This is a genomic window from Microcoleus sp. C2D2, from assembly GCF_036702495.1.
Classification (GTDB): domain Bacteria; phylum Cyanobacteriota; class Cyanobacteriia; order Cyanobacteriales; family Microcoleaceae; genus Microcoleus.
In genome coordinates this window covers 1-19510 of record NZ_JAUBTO010000145.1, presented here as the reverse complement: position 1 = coordinate 19510, position 19510 = coordinate 1, and the positions used below count along the sequence as shown (strand labels likewise).

Below are 19510 nucleotides of genomic sequence, written 5' to 3'. Positions count from 1 at the left end.
GTGAGAAAATTTTTGAGGACTCTTAATTCATGAAAAGTCCCAGTCCTCTGAGTCCGATCTGCGGAATGTGGGTTGAAACAATCTTAACACTCTATCAGAATCTACTCAAACAGGGAGTTGAAGTCATCAAAAACTATGCCGAAATCCCGCCGATACTTTGCTATCCCGACGAACTCAATCAAGTTTGGACGAATTTAATTCACAATGCTTTGCAAGCAATGGATTATCGAGGCACGCTAACAATTGAGTTAACGGCTCAAGATTACCAGGCTAAAATTAGCATTACCGACAGCGGTCACGGGATACCTGAAGAGATAAAAACGAAAATATTTGACCCGTTTTTTACTACTAAGCCGGCAGGAGAAGGCAGCGGATTAGGACTAGATATTGTCAAGAAGATTGTTGACAAACATCAGGGAAAAATTGAAGTGGAATCAATTCCGGGCAAAACTACATTTAATGTTTTCCTGCCAATGAGCGCTGTATAAGCAGGCCAAGGATCTCGCAAACGATATGAAGTAGTAAGTCGGTCGGATTTTGCTTGCTTGGGCCTAAGCTGCAATCTACCAGATTGAGAGTATTTCAAAAGTTAAAGCGTTTGAGGTTAATAACCCGGATTCAACAGGAAACGGATGTAAAACAGCAGTACGATGCGTTATGCTAACCTAAGGTGCTACGCATATAAGTTTCTTGGTTTCGGCTACTGGGGAGGGCAAGAGGATTTAGCGAGCCGTTGACTTGTGACATCTTAAGATAAGATGGGGTCTACTAATACACTTTACTAATTTTGCTACTTTTGCTACTAATAACAATTAAAAAGGAGAAAAAATAGATGTCTAAACCAGTTATTTTGTGCGTTGACGACGAGAGAATGGTGTTAAACAGTCTCAGGACCCAGCTAGCAGCAGCATTTGGGGATGCCTACATCTATGAAGGGGCTGAGGATGCTGAGGAGGCTTTAGATGTAATTAATGACCTCAACGAGGAGGGAATTAGCGTTATTTTGATTATTTCTGATTGGTTAATGCCCGGTCTCAGGGGAGATGAGTTGCTGATTCAAATTCACAAAAACTACCCCAAGGTTATTAAAATTATGCTGACAGGTCAAGCTGATAAAGTAGCCATTGACCGAGCCCAAAAACAGGCTAATCTCCATTCTTGCTTATCTAAACCTTGGCTGGAATCCGATTTGCTAGAAACTATTAAATCTGGTTTATCTAAACTATGAGGCAACAGGTAATTATCTGTGTCGATGATGAGAAAACTGTACTCAGGAGCCTCAAAGCAGAACTGCAAGAGGCTGTTGGCAAGGATTATATAATCGAAATTGCTGAAGGTGGAGAAGAGGCATTAGAGTTAATTGAAGAATTGCTAGAGGATGGGGATGAAGTTCTTTTAATTATTTCCGACCACATTATGCCTGATATGAATGGAGATGAGCTGTTAAAACAGGCTCATCTAATTTTGCCTAAAAGTATAAAAATTATGCTGACAGGACAAGCAGATATTGAGGCTATCGCCAATGCTATCAACTCGGCAAACTTATATCGTTATATGACCAAACCTTGGCAAGCTGAAGATTTGAAACTGACGGTTAAAGAAGCGCTAAATAGTTATATTCAAGCTCAACAATTGACCCAACAAAACGCCCAACTCCAGGCAATGAATCAGGAGTTGGCACAGTTAACCTGCGAGCAAACGGTACTAATTGCTAAACTCCATGAAAACGAAAATCGCTTGACACAGTTTTTGGATGCAATGCCGATTGGTGTCGCTGTGCTGGATGCGGACGGTCAACTTTACTACGTGAATCAGAAAGCAGAAGAGATATTGGGTAAAGGAGTGATTCCGGATACGAGTTCGGAGAAATTGTCAGAGGTTTATCAAGTCTATCAAGGAGGCACAAATCGAGAGTATCCTGCCGAGAATTTGCCCATAGTGCGCGCGTTGAAGGGGGAAATTGCTACGGCTGACGATGCAGAAGTTCATCAAGGCGACAAGATTATTCCCCTAGAAATCTTCGCTACCCCAATCTACGATAAAAAAGGCAACATTGTTTATGCTATCAACACTTTTCAAGATATCACGGAACGCAAAAAAGCTGAGGCAGAGCGCCAAAAGTTCATTGAGGAGCTCTTTGAGGTCAATTGCAATTTGGAACTTTCACTGGATGCAGAATTAGAAATGGCGGAGGCGACAAGTCGCTTTGTACCCAATGAGTTTTTAGCTTTTTTGGGATGTGACAGTATTGTTGATATTAAATTGGGAGAAGCGGTAGAGTTGGAAATGTCGGTTTTGTTTTCTGACATCCGCGATTTCACTACTATGTCGGAACAAATGACACCGACAGAAAATTTCAAATTTATAAATTCTTATTTGAGTCGAATGGAACCGCTGATTGTGGAAAATCAGGGGTTTATTGATAAATATATGGGCGATGCAATTATGGCTTTGTTTAGCGAGGGGGCGGATGATGCTGTGAAAGCGGGAATTGCCATGCTGCAAACTCTTGCTGAATACAATCGAGCTCGCGCTTCTCTGGGTTATGTGCCAGTTGAGATTGGGGTGGGAATCAATACTGGTTCTTTGATTCTGGGTATAGTGGGCGGAAAAAGCCGGATGGACGGTACTGTGATTAGCGATGCGGTTAATTTGGCTTCTCGCATTGAAAGTTTGACGAAGAATTACGGGGTGTCGCTGTTAATTACTCAGCAGACTTTCGATCGCTTGACAAATCCGGGTGATTATGCGATTCGGGTAATTGATAAAGTTCAGGTTAAGGGTAAGTCTGAATGGGTGACTGTTTATGAAGTTTTTGATGCGGATTTGGCGGAAGTTAAAGCGGGGAAGTTAGCGACTCTGCAACTATTTACTGAGGCTTTGTCTTTGTACAATATGAAGAGTTTTAGGCAAGCTGCGGGACTTTTTGCGGATTGTTTGCGGCAAAATCCGGGGGATAAGGTGGCTCGAATTTATTTGGAAAGGTGTAATTAAGGAAGAAGGAAGAAGGAAGTTCGGCAACGGATTCGCAAGGGCGGATGTAACGGATGTAACGGATGTAACGGATGTAACGGATGTCAGGAAGAAGGAAGAAGGAAGAAGGAAGAAGCAAGAAAAGCCAGGGTTTCAGCAATACAGAACTTAGGCAAAACTTCTATATGTAGGGTTCCATTCACACCGCACTTTACCGCTTTAGTCCGAGCGAGTTTTATGAGGACTAAAGTCCTCAGTACAAACCGCGACTCGTTATCTCGAGGCGATCGCCCCGATCGCACTTTACGGCTGTTCGATCGGTATTTCTATGATAAACTCGGCTCCGTGGCCCAGTGCAGACACGCAGCTCAGCTTGCCACCGTGTTCTTGGACAACTTTGTAGGAAATTGACAGCCCTAAACCGGTGCCTTTGTCGGCGGGTTTGGTGGTAAAAAAAGCCTGGAATAACTGCTGGGAAACTTCTTCTGGCATACCGGGGCCATTGTCAGAAATCCTAATTACAGCATGGGAGTTTTGGACTTCTGTCCTAATTTTAATCTTGCTGCGGTTAGCTTGGACTTCGGCAACTGAACGCCCTTCGTTGTATTCCTCGATCGCGTCGATCGCATTTCCGATCAAATTCATAAATACCTGATTGACTTTCCCGGCATAACACTCAACCAAAGGCAAATTTCCATAATCCTTAATTACCGCAATTTCGGGATAGTTGCCTCTGGCTTTCAGACGGCTTTGCAGGATCAGCAGCGTTCCTTCAATCCCTTCGTGCAGGTTAACTTTGCTCATTTGAGAATCATCTTTGCGGGAGAAATTTCTGAGCGATCGCACGATTTCCCGAATGCGATCGGCCCCAACCTGCATCGAAGACATCGCTTTCGGCAAATCTTCTAGCAGAAACTCTAATTCGATATCCTGAATTTTTTCTTGAATTGCTGCCGGCGGCTGCGGGCATTGCTTCTGGTACATATCGATCAAACTCAGCAAATCTTCCGTGTAGTGACCGACGTGGACGAGATTGCCGCAGACGCTGCTAACGGGATTGTTAATTTCGTGAGCAACACCAGCTATCATTTGACCGAGTGTAGACATTTTCTCAGTGTGAATCAATACCGCTTGAGTTTGCTGCAACTCGTGCAAAGTATTTTCTAGCTGAAGTTTTTGTTGGGTTAACTCTGTTTGCGATCGCACCAAAGCTTCTTCACTGCGTTTGAGTTCGGAAATATCAGTAATTAACCCTTCCAAAGCTATCAACTCTCCCGAGTCGGAAAACACTCCCAAACCTTGCTCCCAAACCCATTTTAATTCGCCGTTTTTAGAAGTAATTCGGTAATTTAGCTGATAGGGTCGATTTTCTTGCAAGGCAACTTGCACGGCATTCCACAAATTATCGCGATCGTCCGGGTGAGTCAATTCCGAGATAGAAACTTCCCGAGTGCCGATAAATTCTTCAGGAGAATAGCCTGCTAACTGATAGCAACCTTCGCTGACAAACTCCATACTGCGATCGGCATCGTTGCGAAAACGGTAGGCCATCCCCGGCAAATTGCTCATCAGCGTCGCCAAAGCCCGCTGGCTTTCCCGTAGGGCTTCTTCGGCGTGTTTGCGATCGGTAATATCCGTCATCACCCCCAGCATACAGAGTTCGCCGTCCAAATTAATCAATTCTGCTGAAACCAAACACACCACCACCGATCCCGACTTCATCCGAAACTCGCATTCCTGATTGCGAACAAGACCTTGTTCGTGCAAACTTTGCCTAAATTTATGTCTGTCTTGAGACCTTACCCAAATATTTAACCCCGGTACTGTATTGCCGATCGTTTCTTCTAAAGCGTAACCAGTCATCGACAGAAAACTATCATTAACTTCTATAAAACGACCCTCCGCAAAAGTAGTAATAATCATCGGATCGGGGCTGGAGCGAAAAGCCTTAGAAAATTTTTCTTCCGATAAACTCAACTTTTTAATAGCCTCTTCCAACTGACTTGTCCGCTCTTTAACCCGGCATTCCAATATCTCATTAGCCTGCTTCAGGGCCTCCTCAGCCTCCACCCGATAAGTGATATCGCGCACCACGGCTTGCAGCCCCATTTTGCCGCCGATATCCATAGAAGTTAGCAGCACTTCCGCCGGAAACTCGGAACTATCCAAACGGCATTGCAGCCAGTCAAAACGGCAATTTCCCGATCGCAGTGCCGTATTAATTCGCTCTTGAAAAAGACTCATAGAATCTTGTCCGTCCGGCTGCAACGGCGGGCTAAATTCCGAAGGATGCTTGCCGCAAAACTCCGATTGAGTCCTGCATCCAAATAACTCTAAAGTTGCTGGATTGCAATCCAAAAAACCCTGTTCATCTAGCAGCATAACCGCATCGCTAGTCGATTCGTACAAAGTGCGAAACTTTTTTTCCGACGCCTGCAAAGAAGCAATCAACTGCATCTTTTCCTCGGCCGCCCGCTTTGGCTTGGTAATATCTTGCATTACTTGAGAAAAGCCCTGCAACTCTCCGCTTTCATCGCGCAAAGGAGTAACAATAATATTCGCCCAAAATCGCGATCCGTCTTTGCGAAGCCGCCAGCCTTCATTTTCGTATCGACCTTCTGCCGCCGCCATGATTAATTTTTCTTGGGGCTTGCCGATTGCAATATCTTCTTGGGTGAAAAAACACTCCGACTTATTGCCGACTATTTGATGAGCTGTGTATCCCAAAATGCGTTCTGCACCTGAATTCCAGCTAGCTACATACCCCTCAGTATCTAACATAAATATAGCATAATCCTTAACACCTTCAATTATTAAGCGCAGGCGTTCTTCGCTTTCTCGAAGTCCTGATTCTGCCTGCTTGCGCTGCGTGATATCTTCAACAAAACCTTCATAGTAGAGCAATTTTCCCGCTTCATCGCAGACAGCCCGCGCATTTTCAGCGATCCAAATTATTGTTCCGTCTCGGCGATAAATCTGCGACTCAAAATCCGATACAATGCCCTGTTCTTGCAAAGCAGAAACAAACTGATCGCGCCGTTCGGGGTTGACATAAAGCTGATGGCTGATATCAGTCAGAATGCCCATCAATTCTTCGGCGGAGTTATATCCGTAGATGCGAGCTAAAGCTGGGTTAGCGCTGATGTAGCGACCGTCTTGGCTTGTTTGAAAAATGCCCGACACAGCATTTTCAAACATACTATAATATTTTGCTTCCATTTGATACAGTGCCTCCGCGACATTCAGGCATTCCATCGCTTTATTTTCTAATTGTTGATTTCCCACTTTTGAATACCCTGCCCTTGTGTTTGAGTTGAATCTTTTTGGTCTACCGCCTGTGAAATTTGAGGCGTTAATTAGGCTCAAAGGTGCTGTATTGCAGCCGGACACGACTGTGTTTATTCATCTGTCCTACTGGGCTGTTAGTTGTTAGTTGTTGCTGATGAAAGTTTAGTTGATGCGGTATGTCTTTCTTTGAGGCTTGACTGGCTGTCACGATCGCATTTGCAAATCGAACGGCCTGCGGTGCAGGTGTTCGAGCAAAACCCGCTCCTGGAAATCTCCCTGAAATATATTAGCCTTTCTCAGTAACATGAGGTACTATCTGGCCCACGGGCATAGGCCTCCGTGGCCTCCGTGGCCTCCGTGGGCATACCTCACCACGCGATCGAACCGCTATATTAGCAGTTGAAGACCGTGAAATAAGTTAGTGTCAAGGCTGTTGTTACAATAATAAAAGGTAGGAACTTCTACAACAGCAAGACTCTATTTTTAGGCTTTGGATGAGAGTGCGATCGACTCTTACCCTCAGTTCGGCAACTAACCCGCATCCCTGAGCTAAACGCTGACTGTTGTTGCTGTCAGTCGATTTGAGATTTGAGATTTTAGACTAAAGAATTGACTCCACAGATGAATCTGGGACTCTCTTAAGGTCTAAAATGTTTTGGTCTGCACAACTCCTGTCGGAAAATTTTATCGGTCTTTGGGTGCTCGGAGTTACTGTTAAGTATTATTGCTGATAGACAATACAGCAGACTGCTTGCACTTGTAAGTAAGATCGGGGGTTTCTATGTAAAGTTGGCACAAGAAGAGGATAATTGTTGTATCAAAAAATTCATATTCTGCTGCTGCGGGCGGACAAATTCTTTAGCGGTGCTGGCATTTGGGCAAAAATCTGGGCCCGGCGCGCTCTCATTTGGTCGGCAAGTCTGGTAAAATCCCGATCGATTCTCGGTTTGGCCTAAAAGCTCGATCGGGCTAAATTTGACTAGAACTAATAAATGACAGATTCTCCTCTACTAGCAACGCCAGAGTTATCTCCTGCTTCCACCCAGACGGCGGATTCTCCTCTGTGGCCGGCCCTGCTGGAACAACTGTTAGACAGACAATCTCTCTCACGCGCCCAAGCAGCCGACTTGATGCAGGGATGGCTAGCAGAAGCTATTCCCCCCGTCCTCTCAGGAGCAATTTTAGCGGCCATCCAAGCCAAAGGCATATCTGCCCAAGAATTGGCAGGAATGGCTCAGGTATTGCATTCTCAGTCCCAAGCAGGCGAGTCAAAGAGCGTTTTCAATCCCAAATCCTCAATCTCCAATCTCAAATTAATTGATACTTGCGGCACCGGCGGCGACGGCGCTTCCACCTTTAACATTTCCACTGCTGTAGCTTTTGTGGCCGCCGCGGGCAAAGTTCGAGTCGCCAAACACGGAAATCGCTCGGCATCGAGCAAAGTGGGCTCTGCTGACGTGTTGGAAGCACTCGGAGTCAACCTCAACGCCGATGCCGCGAAGGTGAGAGCTGCGGTAGACTCCGTGGGTATCACCTTTTTATTTGCTCCCGGCTGGCATCCAGCACTTAAGGCTGTAGCGTCGCTCCGGCGCACTTTGAAGGTGCGGACTGTTTTTAACGTTTTAGGCCCCCTCGTCAATCCTATGCGCCCTACAGGGCAGGTAATTGGAGTGTTCGATCCCAGTCTGGTATCAACTATTGCCCAAGCTTTGGGCGAGTTGGGGACTGAGTTGGCGGTAATCGTTCACGGCAGAGAAAAATTGGACGAGGCGGGTTTGGGAGATGTGACTGATTTGGCGGTTTTGTCGGATGGCAAAGTGGAACTCACTACTTTAGACCCGGAAAAGGTAGGATTGACACCAAGTGCGATCGGCTCGTTAAAAGGCGGAAATGTTGAGGAAAACGCCGAGATTTTGCGGAACGTTTTGCAAGGTAAAGGTACGCCAGCACAAATGGATGTTGTAGCTTTGAATGCGTCTTTGGCTTTTCAGGTGGGAGGCGCAATTCCTATGGGTGATCACGCAGCAGGAGTTTCTCTGGCTAAGGACATTTTATTGAGCGGCGAATCTTGGTTGAAGCTGCAGCATTTAATTGAGTTTTTGAAATGAAGGAAGTTCGGCAACGAGCAATGTACGGGATGTAACGGATGTAACGGATGTCAGTCCGATGTCCGTCGGAAGAAGGAAGAAGGAAGAAGGAAGAAGGAAGAAGGAAGAAGGAAGAAGGAATTTTTTGTTTTAACTGACCAACAAGAAAAATTATTTAATTCTAAATCTTTCTTTACTTCTGCCCTCTTCCTCCTTCGTTTTTTTTAAGACCGCGATCGAAATTCAATCACATCTCGCTTAATAGTTATGTCTTTATGGCCAAAAAAGTCCTGTCCTAGCAGTCCGATCTCTAGCGACGGCGAGATGGCCACAACTAGATTGTTAATCGCCAGACCACCTGCTTCCATAGAAGTCACGCGACCGACGGGAAAAGTAGCCAGTCCGTTAGGAGTTTGTGCTTCCACTGTTCCCTGCTCAACAACGCCCAAGGCTTTAGCCATTGCTGGTGTAATTACTGTGCCACTAGCTCCCGAATCTAGCATCATCTCGAACTTTTGTTTGCCGTTAAATGTGACTTCTATGACCGGGATATTAGACTTTCTGCGTTTAATTTTGGCCTGAAATACTCCAGACTTGGCCGCCCCCGTGGCGGGAGTCAATCCTTCGGGGAGAAAACCGCAGACTGATTGGCTGAGGTTGAGCGTTCGGCCTGACGAACTGCGCATGAAGCATCCCTCACTTTCTTGAGCCACTGCTCGCGAGGAGTTGGCAACAGTTCCTACTAAAATTGAACTGCTCAGAGAAATAACTGTTGTTAAAACCAGTAACGGTTGGCTCCGTTTTTGAGGGTTCAGTAGATGCTGGTATAAGTTTGAGAGTAAAGGCAAGGGAGATTTGCTAGCCATAGTTTGGTTAAACGCTGTAGCTCGATCGTAACAGCGAGAAGTGCCTTTTGGAATAGATTTAGACTATCCGCCCGCCCTCATAAGCTGCTGGCAGATAAATTGCTGGCGCGGGGGAGATGGAGAGAGTAGGAGATGCCGAGAGTGGGGAGTCGGAGAATTTGCACTTGTTGTTGCTTTTTGATTACCTGTTGCATATAGCGGTTCTCAAAAAAGTGAGGTATGCCCTATGCCCACGGAGGCCACGGAGGCCACGGAGGCCGTGGGCCGGATAGTACCTCATATGAGAGCTCGAAAGGCTATAAGTGCCTCCGGCCTCCGGCATAAGTGCATAAGTGCCTTCAAGCAGGCGAACCCTTGCACAAATTAAAATAATATCTGTATATTATCGGCTAGCATCAAATCCCAGGCAGTGGTAAGAATTAAACCAAACGAAAGTAATTAAGGATGCCATGTCACTTTCAACTGCACAACCCGCTCTCCTAGTCCTGGCTGACGGTACTGCTTACCGCGGCTGGTCTTTTGGCGCTAACGCTACCGTCGTCGGGGAGGTAGTATTCAATACCGGAATGACGGGCTACCAAGAAGTTTTGACAGATCCCAGCTATTGCGGTCAAATTGTAACTTTTACTTATCCAGAATTGGGCAATACCGGGGTAAATCTCGAAGATGAAGAATCCTCGCGCCCGCAAATTCGAGGTGCGATCGCCCGGAACGTATGCAGCCGCCCCAGCAACTGGCGCTGCTCGCAATCTCTGCAAGACTACCTCAAACAGTACGATATCCCCGGAATTTACGGGATCGACACCCGGGCCCTGACTCGCAAAATTCGCACGGTGGGAGCGATCAACGGCGGCATTTCGACCTTGATTCTAGACCAGGCGGAACTTTTGGAGCAAGTGCAAGATGCCCCCAGCATGGACGGGCTGAATCTGGTTCAGGAAGTCACTACCCGCAAGGTTTACGAGTGGTCTGAAACCACGGACTCGGTTTGGGAGTTCAGTCCTACAGTCCAACCTGAAGAAGGCGAAATGTGGACGGTGGTAGCGCTAGACTTTGGGATCAAGCGCAACATCCTGCGGCGTCTGGCGAGTTACGGGTGTCGGGTCATCGTTGTACCGGCTGACACGTCGCCAGAGGAAATCCTCAAATACAACCCGGACGGCATTTTTCTGTCCAACGGCCCGGGAGATCCGTCGGCGGTAACGGAAGGGATCGCGACTGCGAAAGCTTTGTTAAAGTCGGACAAACCGGTATTCGGCATCTGCATGGGACACCAGATTTTGGGACTTTCCTTGGGTGCAGAAACTTTTAAACTTAAGTTCGGCCACCGGGGATTGAATCATCCAGCGGGTTTAACTCAGCAAGTAGAAATTACTAGCCAAAATCATGGTTTTGCGATCGACCCGGATTCCCTAGTTCCTGAAGTAGAAATTACTCATCTCAATTTGAACGATCGCACCGTAGCCGGATTGAAGCACAAAACCCTGCCGCTGTTCTCAGTCCAGTACCACCCAGAAGCCAGTCCCGGCCCGCATGATGCTGACTATTTGTTCGATCGATTCGTGCAGTCAATGCGAGAAAATCAGAAAGTAGCCAGCAGTAAGTAGTCATTCGTCAGCAGTCCTTAGTCAGTAGTCATCAGAGGCTGTTTGTGTCGATCGCTTCTGACTAATGACTAATGACTAATGACTAATAACTAAAAAACTGTAGACAAAAGACCAAAAAACTCCTATAATGAAGCCTCGACTTTAAGCCATATCTAGCTAGGAGGGTGTCATTCCTGAGTCATTGACCCTGACCGTTAGCCTCAGAGGCACTCGCGAAGTCAAGAATAACTATCAGTTATTTCGCTTGACTGGCCTGCTGGACGCTTTTTCTGAGGCAACTTTTCGGAAGGTACTGAGCAAATGTATTGAGGAGGGCCCAAAACACGTAATTTTGGACTTGTCTCAAATAGACTTTGTAGACAGTTCAGGCTTGGGTGCACTTGTGCAACTTGTCAAAAAAGCCCAAACCTTGGACGGGACATTGCAAATTGTCTCAAATCCCCGCGTAACTCAGACTGTTAAACTGGTTCGCTTAGAGAAATTTTTGTCTTTGCAGCCTTCGGTTGACGAGGCGGTAAAAAACGTCAAGGATGCTTGACGCCAAAGTGGATTAAATTAGCTATCCGGTTCTCAACGCTGGATAGCAAATTTTTATGGTTGTGCTGGTAAAACAATAGCGATTTTCCCAGAAGCTGCGACAAGTCTTGCCCCTATTTCCCCCGATGCTTTGATATCCGGTGGATGGCGAGTAAAATATGTGTGGCAAAAACGCGGAAAAATGGTATAAGAAGTAGAGCATCCTTCTGGAGTGTAAAAAGCCTTTTTTAGGAGCGCGATCGTCGCGCAAAGCTTTGCCTATATATCTCGCTTCGTGTTCTGACAGCGAACACTCCTGTAAAAGCTATAATTGCTGAAGTGACGAAAGACGAAATAAGTAAGTGACTAGAAAAACCAAGCTGTGCGGAAGTTTTATTTAAAAAAGTATGTTGCCGATCGCAGATGACGGGCTCAAACTGAGTCTGACGGATATCAGTTTAAATCGAGTGCATCCTGCGAGGGCTACACCAGCAGAAATAGAAAGAATTTCGCCCGCAGCCTGGGCATATTTGGGAGATGCAGTATACGAACTCTACATTCGGAGTTGGTATTTAATGCCGCCCAGAAGATTGCAAGCTTATCATGAATTGGTGGTTGGGCAAGTACGAGCCGAAACTCAAGCGCGTCACTTACGATCGATCTCTCCTTACTTGAACAGTACAGAATTAGCAATTGTCAAGCGCGGCCGCAATGCCGCAGCGAACCGTTCCAAGCGAGCAGATCCAGAGATATACCAACAAGCCAGCAGCTTAGAAACTTTGATCGGATATTTGTACCTCACCGATCCCGAAAGATTGACCGAGATTCTGGCACTTTTAGAACTTGAGACTTAAAGGATTTAGCAGTTAAGAGTTGGGAATGAGGAGGGATTAATTAACAACCCTGGCACGGCGGCCAACTTAAAACAGCAAAAATCTCGATCGGGAAAACAGGATAGATCGGCCATTAATTAGCAACTTTAGCACAGCAAAATCCTTGCTCCCTCCCCAGCCAATCTAAAATCTCACAGCCCCAAGATCGATCCGTCAATTCTTCAATTCTTCAATCGATGCTTCCTCCCCAGCCAATCTAAAATCTCACAGCCCCAAGATTGATGCGTCCATTCTTCAATCGAAAATCAAAAATCAAAAATCGAAAATTGCTTTGACTGCCAAAAGAAACCCATGAGAAAATTTACCAGACCAAACTCCTCGCGATCGAATTCCGACAGCAAGCCATTCAAAAGCGAAGGCCGCCGTCAGGACTCACAACCGTCCTCTGCCCGCTTTGAGCGCAAGCCGCGTCCCGACACTCGGGGAGTAGACGCGCCTCAAAAGCTCAAGACCTTCGCCCCCCAATCCCGAGAAATGCCAGTGCGAGCAATTTTCAAAGGTCGAGTCGATTCCGACACCCAACCGCACATTCGCAGAAATAATCATTTCAAAGACAGAGACAGCAGCCCGCAGGAATCCCGGGGCAATTATTACCAAGACAGAGACAGAGACAGCAGCCCGCAGGAATCCCGGGGCAATTATTACCAAGACAGAGACAGAGACAGCAGCCCGCAGCCGACCCGCAACAATTTTAGAGACAGAGACAGCAGCCCGCAGCCGGCCCGCAATAATTTTAGAGACAGAGACAGCAGCCCGCAGCCGGCCCGCAACAATTTTAGAGACAGAGACAGCAGCCCGCAGCCGGCCCGCAACAATTTTAGAGACAGAGACAACAGCCCGCAGCCGGCCCGCAACAATTTTAGAGACAGAGACAGCAGCCCGCAGGAATCCCGGGGCAATTATTACAAAGACAAAGACAAAGACAGAGACAGAGACAGAGACAGAGACAGCAACCCGCAGGAATCCCGGGGCAATTATTACAAAGACAAAGACAAAGACAGAGACAGAGACAGCAGCCCGCAGGAATTCCGGGGCAACCATTTCAAAGACAGAGACAAAGACAGAGACACTCGCCCTGTTGACGGTGCCTCAAATACAGTCGTGCAACCAGACACAGACACAGACATGATTTACGGCCGCCATGCGGTGCAAGCGGCATTAGAGACAAACCAAGTCCTCAACCGGATCTGGGTTGTCCCGCACCTGCGCTACGATCCCCGCTTTCACAGCTTGCTAACCGAAGCCAAGGCCAACGGCAGCATCATTGATGAAGTTGACGATTTGCGCCTCGACTACATCACGCGCAAGGCAAACCACCAAGGCGTAGCGGCTCAAGTATCAGCTTACGAATACCTGGATTTGACCGAACTGATCGCAAAGGCTAAGTCTGCTTGCGAAGATCCAGTAATTGTGGTAGCAGAAGGACTCAACGACCCCCACAATCTAGGGGCGATCGTTCGCACCGCAGAAGCATTGGGATGTCAGGGCATGGTGATTCCGCAGCGGCGGGCTGTTGGGATTACCTCGGCAGTGAGAAAAGTGGCAGCAGGGGCATTGGAAAGCTTGCCAGTGGCGAGGGTTGTCAATCTTAACCGGGCGCTGGAAGAATTGAAAGAGGCTGGATTCTGGATTTATGGCACTGCAGCAGGCGTCGGTCAATCGGTAGAGACAATCAAGTTCTCTGGGCCCACTGTTTTAGTTGTGGGCGGTGAAGCTGACGGTTTGAGCCTTTTGATACAGCGCGGCTGTGACGGATTAGTTTCAATTCCTTTAAGGGGGAAGACTCCTAGCCTGAATGTCTCGGTAGCAACGGGGATGGCTTTATACGAAATTTACCGCCAGCGCGGGCCCAAAAAGTTTCACGTACACGGATCGTAAAGGTGGTTGAAAAAAAGAGCACAACACAGTAGTTTATTGTGAATGCCGCCCAGAATTGAGCGGCAGCACACCCTGAACAAGTAAGGGTAGCCGATCGGCTTTCGTTACGAACAGGCGAAAGTAGAAGGGGCCTTCCCCCTAGGTTCAAACAGGAATTCGACACCAATCTATTTAGAGATCGGCTTTAAATAGGTGTGGATAGGTTCTTGGTAGCAGTCAGCGTGTAAATAACAAAAGCCTAGGCGTGTTCGCAGCACGATGAAAACACCGTCAAATACATTAGAAAAGCACGTCAGGAACCTCAGCCTAAAGGCATGAGGCTTGAAGGAGAAATCCAACAAGCCGTTCTGACCAGCCTCAGTCTTAACTGACTACGTTTTTTGAGTCACGACACCCTGGGATGCGTAGCTAGTCCTTTGCTCTGTCGTTGAGAGTTAAACAGTTCTAAGGTCACTGGAACAGTGCTTTCAACCTAACAAGCTCTTAAAACTTTGGCGAAGCTAACTTTACTCCGAAAAGAGATTGAGGCAACCATACCTCAGCGGAGGGGCAACCATACCCCTCCACCCCGCGAGGGGATTCAATTCAATGTAAAGCCGTCCTAAAAGGACGGGGTTTCAAACCCATAGTTCTGATGAAAGAATTCTTGATTAGCTTGCTCAATTTTTTCGGATTGGCTTGGTGGGTTGAAGTGAAAACTTCAGCGCCGCGGTGCATTTACTATTTTGGGCCCTTCTTGACTGCTCAAGAAGCGGAAGCTGCAAAAGCAGGATATGTAGAAGACATAGAAAATGAAGGTGCAGAAGGTATTGGTGTTTCAATTCACCGCTGCAAACCTATTAATTTAACGGTTGCAGAGGATTTGGGAAAGCTTGGTGAGGGAGGGCTGTTGCCTGTTTAGAGCAGTCACTAGAACCAGGGGGAATATTGAGTTTTGAGTTTTGAGTTGTAAGTTGTAAATAAAAATCCGGTAACTACGGAATTATACCCTGCTTGCGAGCCCCGATCGCGAGCGGGAAGCTCGCACTGCACTCCGAAAATTATGATTCGGAGGCAAACGGAAACGATATAAATTCAAAATTCTTGACTGTTGGGTGATTAATTGCTTCTGACAAACTCCACACTTAAGACTCGCAATTGCCAACTGCTTGGGGGAATTTCTCAATCCAGCGATCGATGTCTGCGATTACCCGATCGGGAATTTCCCAAGGGAACAAGTGGGCTGTATTTGGATAGCACTGCCACTGACAATCGTGAAGGTGGCGGGCTGTTTCTAAACTGGATGCCGAGGTGATGTGCCGATCGGCCTCTCCGGCCAACACCAAGCTCGGACATTGAATGTCGTCGAGGTGGATCAGTCGATCGTATCCGGCCCTGAGAGCGGTATTTAACGCCTTGGTGGCCGTCTTGGAAGTCTTTATGTAGGCGGGGGTACCTGCCTGTGCTAAGTAGCGGTAAGGGGTGGCTGTATGCTGCTGTATCAAGTAGCGAAAGAGCGATCGCCTACCAAAAGTATCAATATTCCACTGCCAACCGGGTATCGCCCAATTGATAATTCCGGCTAAACCAGTGTAAAGGTTATCTTGCCAAGAGATGGGAGGGTGACTTCCTCGCGGTTTGGCGGCGGATGCAAGTAGAATCAAACCGGTGACTCGCCCTGGATATTTCATGGCTAATTCCATGGCTAAAATCCCTCCCAAAGACCATCCGATCGCCAAACACCGATCGACTCCCAATCGGTCTAAAAGTGCTTCTAAATCGAGGAGGTGGTCGGTCATTTCAAAGGGAACAGATGTGCGGCTGTTGCCGTATCCGCGCAAGTCTGGGGCGATCGTCTGGAACCGCTTTGATAAGTGTTCTGTAAAGACGGACATACAAGCGCCGGAACCTGGATGGCCGTGCAAGCAGAGGATAGGAAACCCTTTGCCTTTGACCGAAACACTGAGTTTTGTGTGCGACATTTTCTTATTACTCGATCGATTGAATTAAATAAAATTGAAAAATCTTAAAACTTCTCCAATATTTTTAAATATTAATAAAACTTATTTAGCTAATTACTTGATTTAAATTTAATTATATCTAACTTGCCTCTTTGTTGTCAAGCAATAACGTTTTTGCCTAAAATAAGGTAAATTTGGCAAAAACTCATCGATACCAGAGAAGGGGTAATATGGCTAACTACGATATTTTTGACGAAAATTACTATCTCAGCAAATATCCCTTTGTGCAACAAGGTATCGATCGAGGAATTATCAGTTCTGGCAAAGAACACTTTGAAAAATTTGGTCAAAAACTCGGTTTCACGGAAGTATCGCGATATTACGATGAAAATTACTATCTCGCCAACAATCCCGCAGTCGCGGCCGCTGTCAGTTCAGGAGCTTTTGCCTCAGGCTTAGATCACTTTATTCAGTTTGGCTGGGAACAAGGTCTTGTCAATACATCGCCTGACTACGATGAATCGTTTTATTTAAAGCGATACCCCGTACTTGCTCCCTTTGTGCAGAACCAAACTTTCAAATCGGGTTTTGAGCACTTTATCAAATTCGGAGCCCAAGAAGGCCTTTATGCGAGTACCTTTTTTGAACCAGAATATTTACTAAAAAACCCAGAGGTAGCAGCAGCAGTCAAAGCAGGAGTTTTCAAAACAGGCGGAGAACATTACCGAAAATTTGGGCAATTTGAGCCAAGCCGCTCTGCAACCTTTGTGGGTACTCAAGGCAGTGACGTTGTGGCTGGGTTTGGTGTAGGGAAAGTTGAAATCATCGGCATTCAAGTATCTTTAGATGCAGCAGGGAATCGAGTTTATGAAACAAGAACCAACACCAACCTTCCTATTGACATAGATACCCTAATTGGCAGTCAAGGCTCTGATACTTTCGTGCTTGGTGTTGGGGAAGTGTCCGATATTATCAATAGTGGTGTTTTCTACCAGGGGCGGTTTGGAGGAATAGGCGAGCCGATTATTAAAAACTTTGACCAGCAAACTGATGCGATCCGGCTGGCAGGAGCGCGAGGGTTTTATGGGTTCTCGCCCACCATCACCATGAATGGCGATTTTCGTATTACTACCGGCTCCGGTCGGGGTACGGCAGGAATCGCTAGAATCGAGGGCGGTGCAAATATTCCATTTCGAGCAAATCGAGGGCGGGGTCTTTTGATTTTTAGTAGAGATAGCGTGTTGGATAACTTTTCGGAAGTTGAATATTTACAAAAAAATCCCGATGTTGCTGCGGCTGTGCAAGCAGGAAGTTTCTCTTCAGGTCTCGATCATTATACAAAATTCGGACAATTTGAACCGAATCGCTCTGCCACTTTTGTTGGGACTGATGGAAATGATATTGTCACTGGTTTTGGCAAGGGAAAAACGGAAATTACTGGAGTTGATTTAGATAGGAGTTATGCTTTTGGCGGAGAAGGCAATTATTTTAGTAATGGTAGCAATGAATTTGATACCTTGATTGGCAGCCAAGGTGCTGATACTTTTATTTTGGCTTATGATTTTACCTCGCCACCACCGTCTCAGATGATTCCCGATGCGCAAGAATTATATAGAGGGTCAGGGGAAGCTCGGATTCGCGGATTCAACCCCAGTCAGGGAGATGTACTCAGGCTAGCGGGCCAAGCCAGTGACTATCAAATATCTCCGATAGGTGCAGATTTAGCCATCTCGAAACCAGGAGATACAATTGCAATTATTGAAGGAGGTGCTAACTTAAATCTGCGACAACTGACTTTTCCTCCTGTTTCTCCTGTTTTTCCTAATGCGAAGTCTGCTTTCTTGCTGGGTTAGTTATTAGTCGCTAGCTAATATCATGTCTGGTTGATTAGGTATAATAAAACTCAACAGCGATCGGCAGAGTTTTGGAGGGAGTGATGCCGAAGTTAGTTGCCATTAAAAACCAGATTTCAGGATCGTAACTAATCTACCGGACATGATAGAATTTACCTTTATTTGTGGCGGAGGCAGGTTTATTAATGTTTATTGACTACATCTCCTTGATGCTGATCAATATGGTGGCAGGATTATTTATCCTCGCGTACTATGTCTATTCAGGTCTCGACGGCGCGGATCAAAAACGGTGGATTCCCGGGTTTGGCATGACTGGTGCGATCGCCCTTACAACAGGATTGCACATGATCTTCACTTGGCCAATTCCAGGCAGCTTCAACATTGCCTTCGGGGAAATGTCAGTTTTGTTGGGTATCGTATTCATCGGTGCTTCTGTCGCCCTAGCCCAAAACTGGGAGTTGGTAACAGTTACGATTTACGCATTTTTCGCAGGTGTGGCTGCTATCTTAGTCGGTTTGCGTATTATTACTCTAGGTGTAACAACGCAGCCAATACTATCAGGGCTGGGCTTCATCCTGTCGGGACTCGGCGGCGTCTGCGCGACGCCTGCGCTGTTGCTGCGAACTAATCGCACTCTGCGGCTGATTGGGACGATCGTACTGGTAGCAGCGGGTCTGATCTGGGCATTCACGGCCTGTGTGGCATATTGGGGCCATCTGGATAAATTCTCCAATTGGGTTCCGTACCCTATGCGCTGAAACGTTGCAACTCACCCTCGATCGACAATGATTCGTTTTCGCAATTTGACAAGCCATATTAATCTTAAGCAGGCATTCAGTAACTTTCTCAATGTGCTGGAACAATCTCTAAAAAACAGCAAAACAGGAGAAGAGAAAGTTATTGAATGCAAGGGCGTCATCAGTTTAATTCCTTTGAGTATTTTGCTGCAACAACTCATATCAATTCCGGTTACACCGTTCGGGATGGTCCGTTGGGAGTCGGGGAATGTGGAATTATTGACCTTGACTTTATCATTCCCATGCAACCGGAAACGATATCACTCCGGCTGTCCCAAGTATACTCCTGGAGCGAGTAAAGTCTTTGAAGTTCCGCAACACTGCGATCGCTTATTTAATTGTTGAAAGTGGCAGTTTATTCCCCGATCGGTGTATTTATATCAACGATGCCAATATTCGGCTGGGTCGGGTGACACATTTTGCTAACTGGTCTAAGGATATGCTGCCAAATAGTCATCAGACTCCTGTATGTTGCGAATACTGGTGCGATTTTGGCGACTCGAGTTGGCAAAAGCCCGAAGCAGAGCTTTTGGTACAGGCAGAGCAAGATTTAAGGACAACGGGACTGCTGCCAGAAGCGAAAGTTGCCGGAGGTTTTGTGGTAAAACTAGCCCGTACTCATCCAATTTATGCTGTTAATTATCAAGAAGCGTTATCGGAAGTTAACGATTATCTCAATCAGTTTGAAAATCTTGATATAATTGGCCGTTACGGAGCTTTCAAGTACCACGACCAAGGTGGTAAGGATCGCGAATTAAATAACTTACAATTTTAATTGTTATTGTGGGATGGGCGTCCCGCCCGTCCTTTTT

At 46.5% G+C, this 19510-nt stretch carries 16 protein-coding genes; 13 read left to right on the top strand and 3 right to left on the bottom strand.

What is annotated here, in order from left to right; genetic code table 11:
• The first annotated feature begins 29 nt into the window (after positions 1-29).
• The 4 genes from QUB61_RS31380 (at position 30) to QUB61_RS31365 (ending at position 3145) form a co-directional block, all read left to right on the top strand.
• Complete coding sequence (locus QUB61_RS31380; protein WP_333133933.1) at positions 30-488, top strand: ATP-binding protein; 459 nt, start codon at positions 30-32, stop codon at positions 486-488.
• Positions 489-832: 344 nt separating this feature from the next.
• Positions 833-1228, top strand: a complete 396-nt coding sequence (locus QUB61_RS31375; RefSeq protein WP_333133934.1) for a response regulator — start codon at positions 833-835, stop codon at positions 1226-1228.
• Entirely contained in the window at positions 1225-2994 is a 1770-nt protein-coding gene (locus QUB61_RS31370) for an adenylate/guanylate cyclase domain-containing protein (RefSeq protein WP_333133935.1), read from the top strand. Before QUB61_RS31375 ends, QUB61_RS31370 begins: the two co-directional genes overlap by 4 nt.
• On the top strand, positions 2927-3145 hold the full coding sequence (locus QUB61_RS31365; RefSeq protein ID WP_333133936.1) for a hypothetical protein: 219 nt from the start codon (positions 2927-2929) through the stop codon (positions 3143-3145). Before QUB61_RS31370 ends, QUB61_RS31365 begins: the two co-directional genes overlap by 68 nt.
• A 131-nt stretch (positions 3146-3276) precedes the next feature.
• On the opposite strand, the gene QUB61_RS31360 is transcribed toward QUB61_RS31365, so the two are convergent.
• The gene (locus QUB61_RS31360; protein ID WP_333133937.1) at positions 3277-6258 is read right to left on the bottom strand and encodes a PAS domain S-box protein; all 2982 of its coding nucleotides are present in this window, start codon (positions 6256-6258) and stop codon (positions 3277-3279) included.
• A gap of 995 nt (positions 6259-7253) precedes the next feature.
• On the opposite strand from QUB61_RS31360, the gene trpD reads away from it, so the two are divergent.
• A complete protein-coding gene (gene trpD / locus QUB61_RS31355; protein WP_333133938.1) occupies positions 7254-8369 on the top strand; it encodes an anthranilate phosphoribosyltransferase in 1116 nt (371 codons plus the stop codon).
• Positions 8370-8572: 203 nt separating this feature from the next.
• Here trpD and QUB61_RS31350 read toward each other — a convergent pair whose 3' ends face one another.
• Positions 8573-9214, bottom strand: a complete 642-nt coding sequence (locus QUB61_RS31350) for a retropepsin-like aspartic protease (RefSeq protein WP_333133939.1) — start codon at positions 9212-9214, stop codon at positions 8573-8575.
• A 449-nt stretch (positions 9215-9663) separates the two neighbouring features.
• Between QUB61_RS31350 and carA the strand changes: the two genes are divergently transcribed.
• From carA to QUB61_RS31325, 5 genes are all read left to right on the top strand, one after another.
• Positions 9664-10821: a glutamine-hydrolyzing carbamoyl-phosphate synthase small subunit gene (gene carA, locus QUB61_RS31345; RefSeq protein ID WP_333133940.1), complete on the top strand. Its 1158-nt coding sequence runs from the start codon at positions 9664-9666 to the stop codon at positions 10819-10821.
• A gap of 181 nt (positions 10822-11002) precedes the next feature.
• The gene (locus QUB61_RS31340; RefSeq protein ID WP_333133941.1) at positions 11003-11359 is read left to right on the top strand and encodes an STAS domain-containing protein; all 357 of its coding nucleotides are present in this window, start codon (positions 11003-11005) and stop codon (positions 11357-11359) included.
• Between the two features lie 385 nt (positions 11360-11744).
• Positions 11745-12191: a ribonuclease III domain-containing protein gene (locus tag QUB61_RS31335; protein ID WP_333133942.1), complete on the top strand. Its 447-nt coding sequence runs from the start codon at positions 11745-11747 to the stop codon at positions 12189-12191.
• Between the two features lie 330 nt (positions 12192-12521).
• Positions 12522-14108 carry a 23S rRNA (guanosine(2251)-2'-O)-methyltransferase RlmB gene (gene rlmB, locus QUB61_RS31330; RefSeq protein WP_333133943.1) on the top strand — a complete coding sequence of 529 codons (1587 nt, stop codon included), beginning with the start codon at positions 12522-12524 and terminating at the stop codon, positions 14106-14108.
• A 634-nt stretch (positions 14109-14742) separates the two neighbouring features.
• Positions 14743-15009 (top strand): DUF1816 domain-containing protein, encoded by a 267-nt coding sequence (locus QUB61_RS31325; protein ID WP_333133944.1) that lies wholly within the window; start codon positions 14743-14745, stop codon positions 15007-15009.
• 223 nt (positions 15010-15232) lie between these two features.
• Here QUB61_RS31325 and QUB61_RS31320 read toward each other — a convergent pair whose 3' ends face one another.
• The gene (locus QUB61_RS31320; RefSeq protein ID WP_333133945.1) at positions 15233-16069 is read right to left on the bottom strand and encodes an alpha/beta hydrolase; all 837 of its coding nucleotides are present in this window, start codon (positions 16067-16069) and stop codon (positions 15233-15235) included.
• Between the two features lie 209 nt (positions 16070-16278).
• Between QUB61_RS31320 and QUB61_RS31315 the strand changes: the two genes are divergently transcribed.
• The 3 genes from QUB61_RS31315 to QUB61_RS31305 all read left to right on the top strand — a co-directional run bounded on the left by QUB61_RS31315 (position 16279) and on the right by QUB61_RS31305 (position 19473).
• Complete coding sequence (locus QUB61_RS31315) at positions 16279-17901, top strand: hypothetical protein (protein WP_333133946.1); 1623 nt, start codon at positions 16279-16281, stop codon at positions 17899-17901.
• A gap of 185 nt (positions 17902-18086) precedes the next feature.
• Positions 18087-18659 carry a DUF981 domain-containing protein gene (locus QUB61_RS31310; protein WP_333133947.1) on the top strand — a complete coding sequence of 191 codons (573 nt, stop codon included), beginning with the start codon at positions 18087-18089 and terminating at the stop codon, positions 18657-18659.
• A gap of 343 nt (positions 18660-19002) precedes the next feature.
• Positions 19003-19473: a hypothetical protein gene (locus QUB61_RS31305; RefSeq protein ID WP_333190267.1), complete on the top strand. Its 471-nt coding sequence runs from the start codon at positions 19003-19005 to the stop codon at positions 19471-19473.
• Positions 19474-19510: the final 37 nt, after the last annotated feature.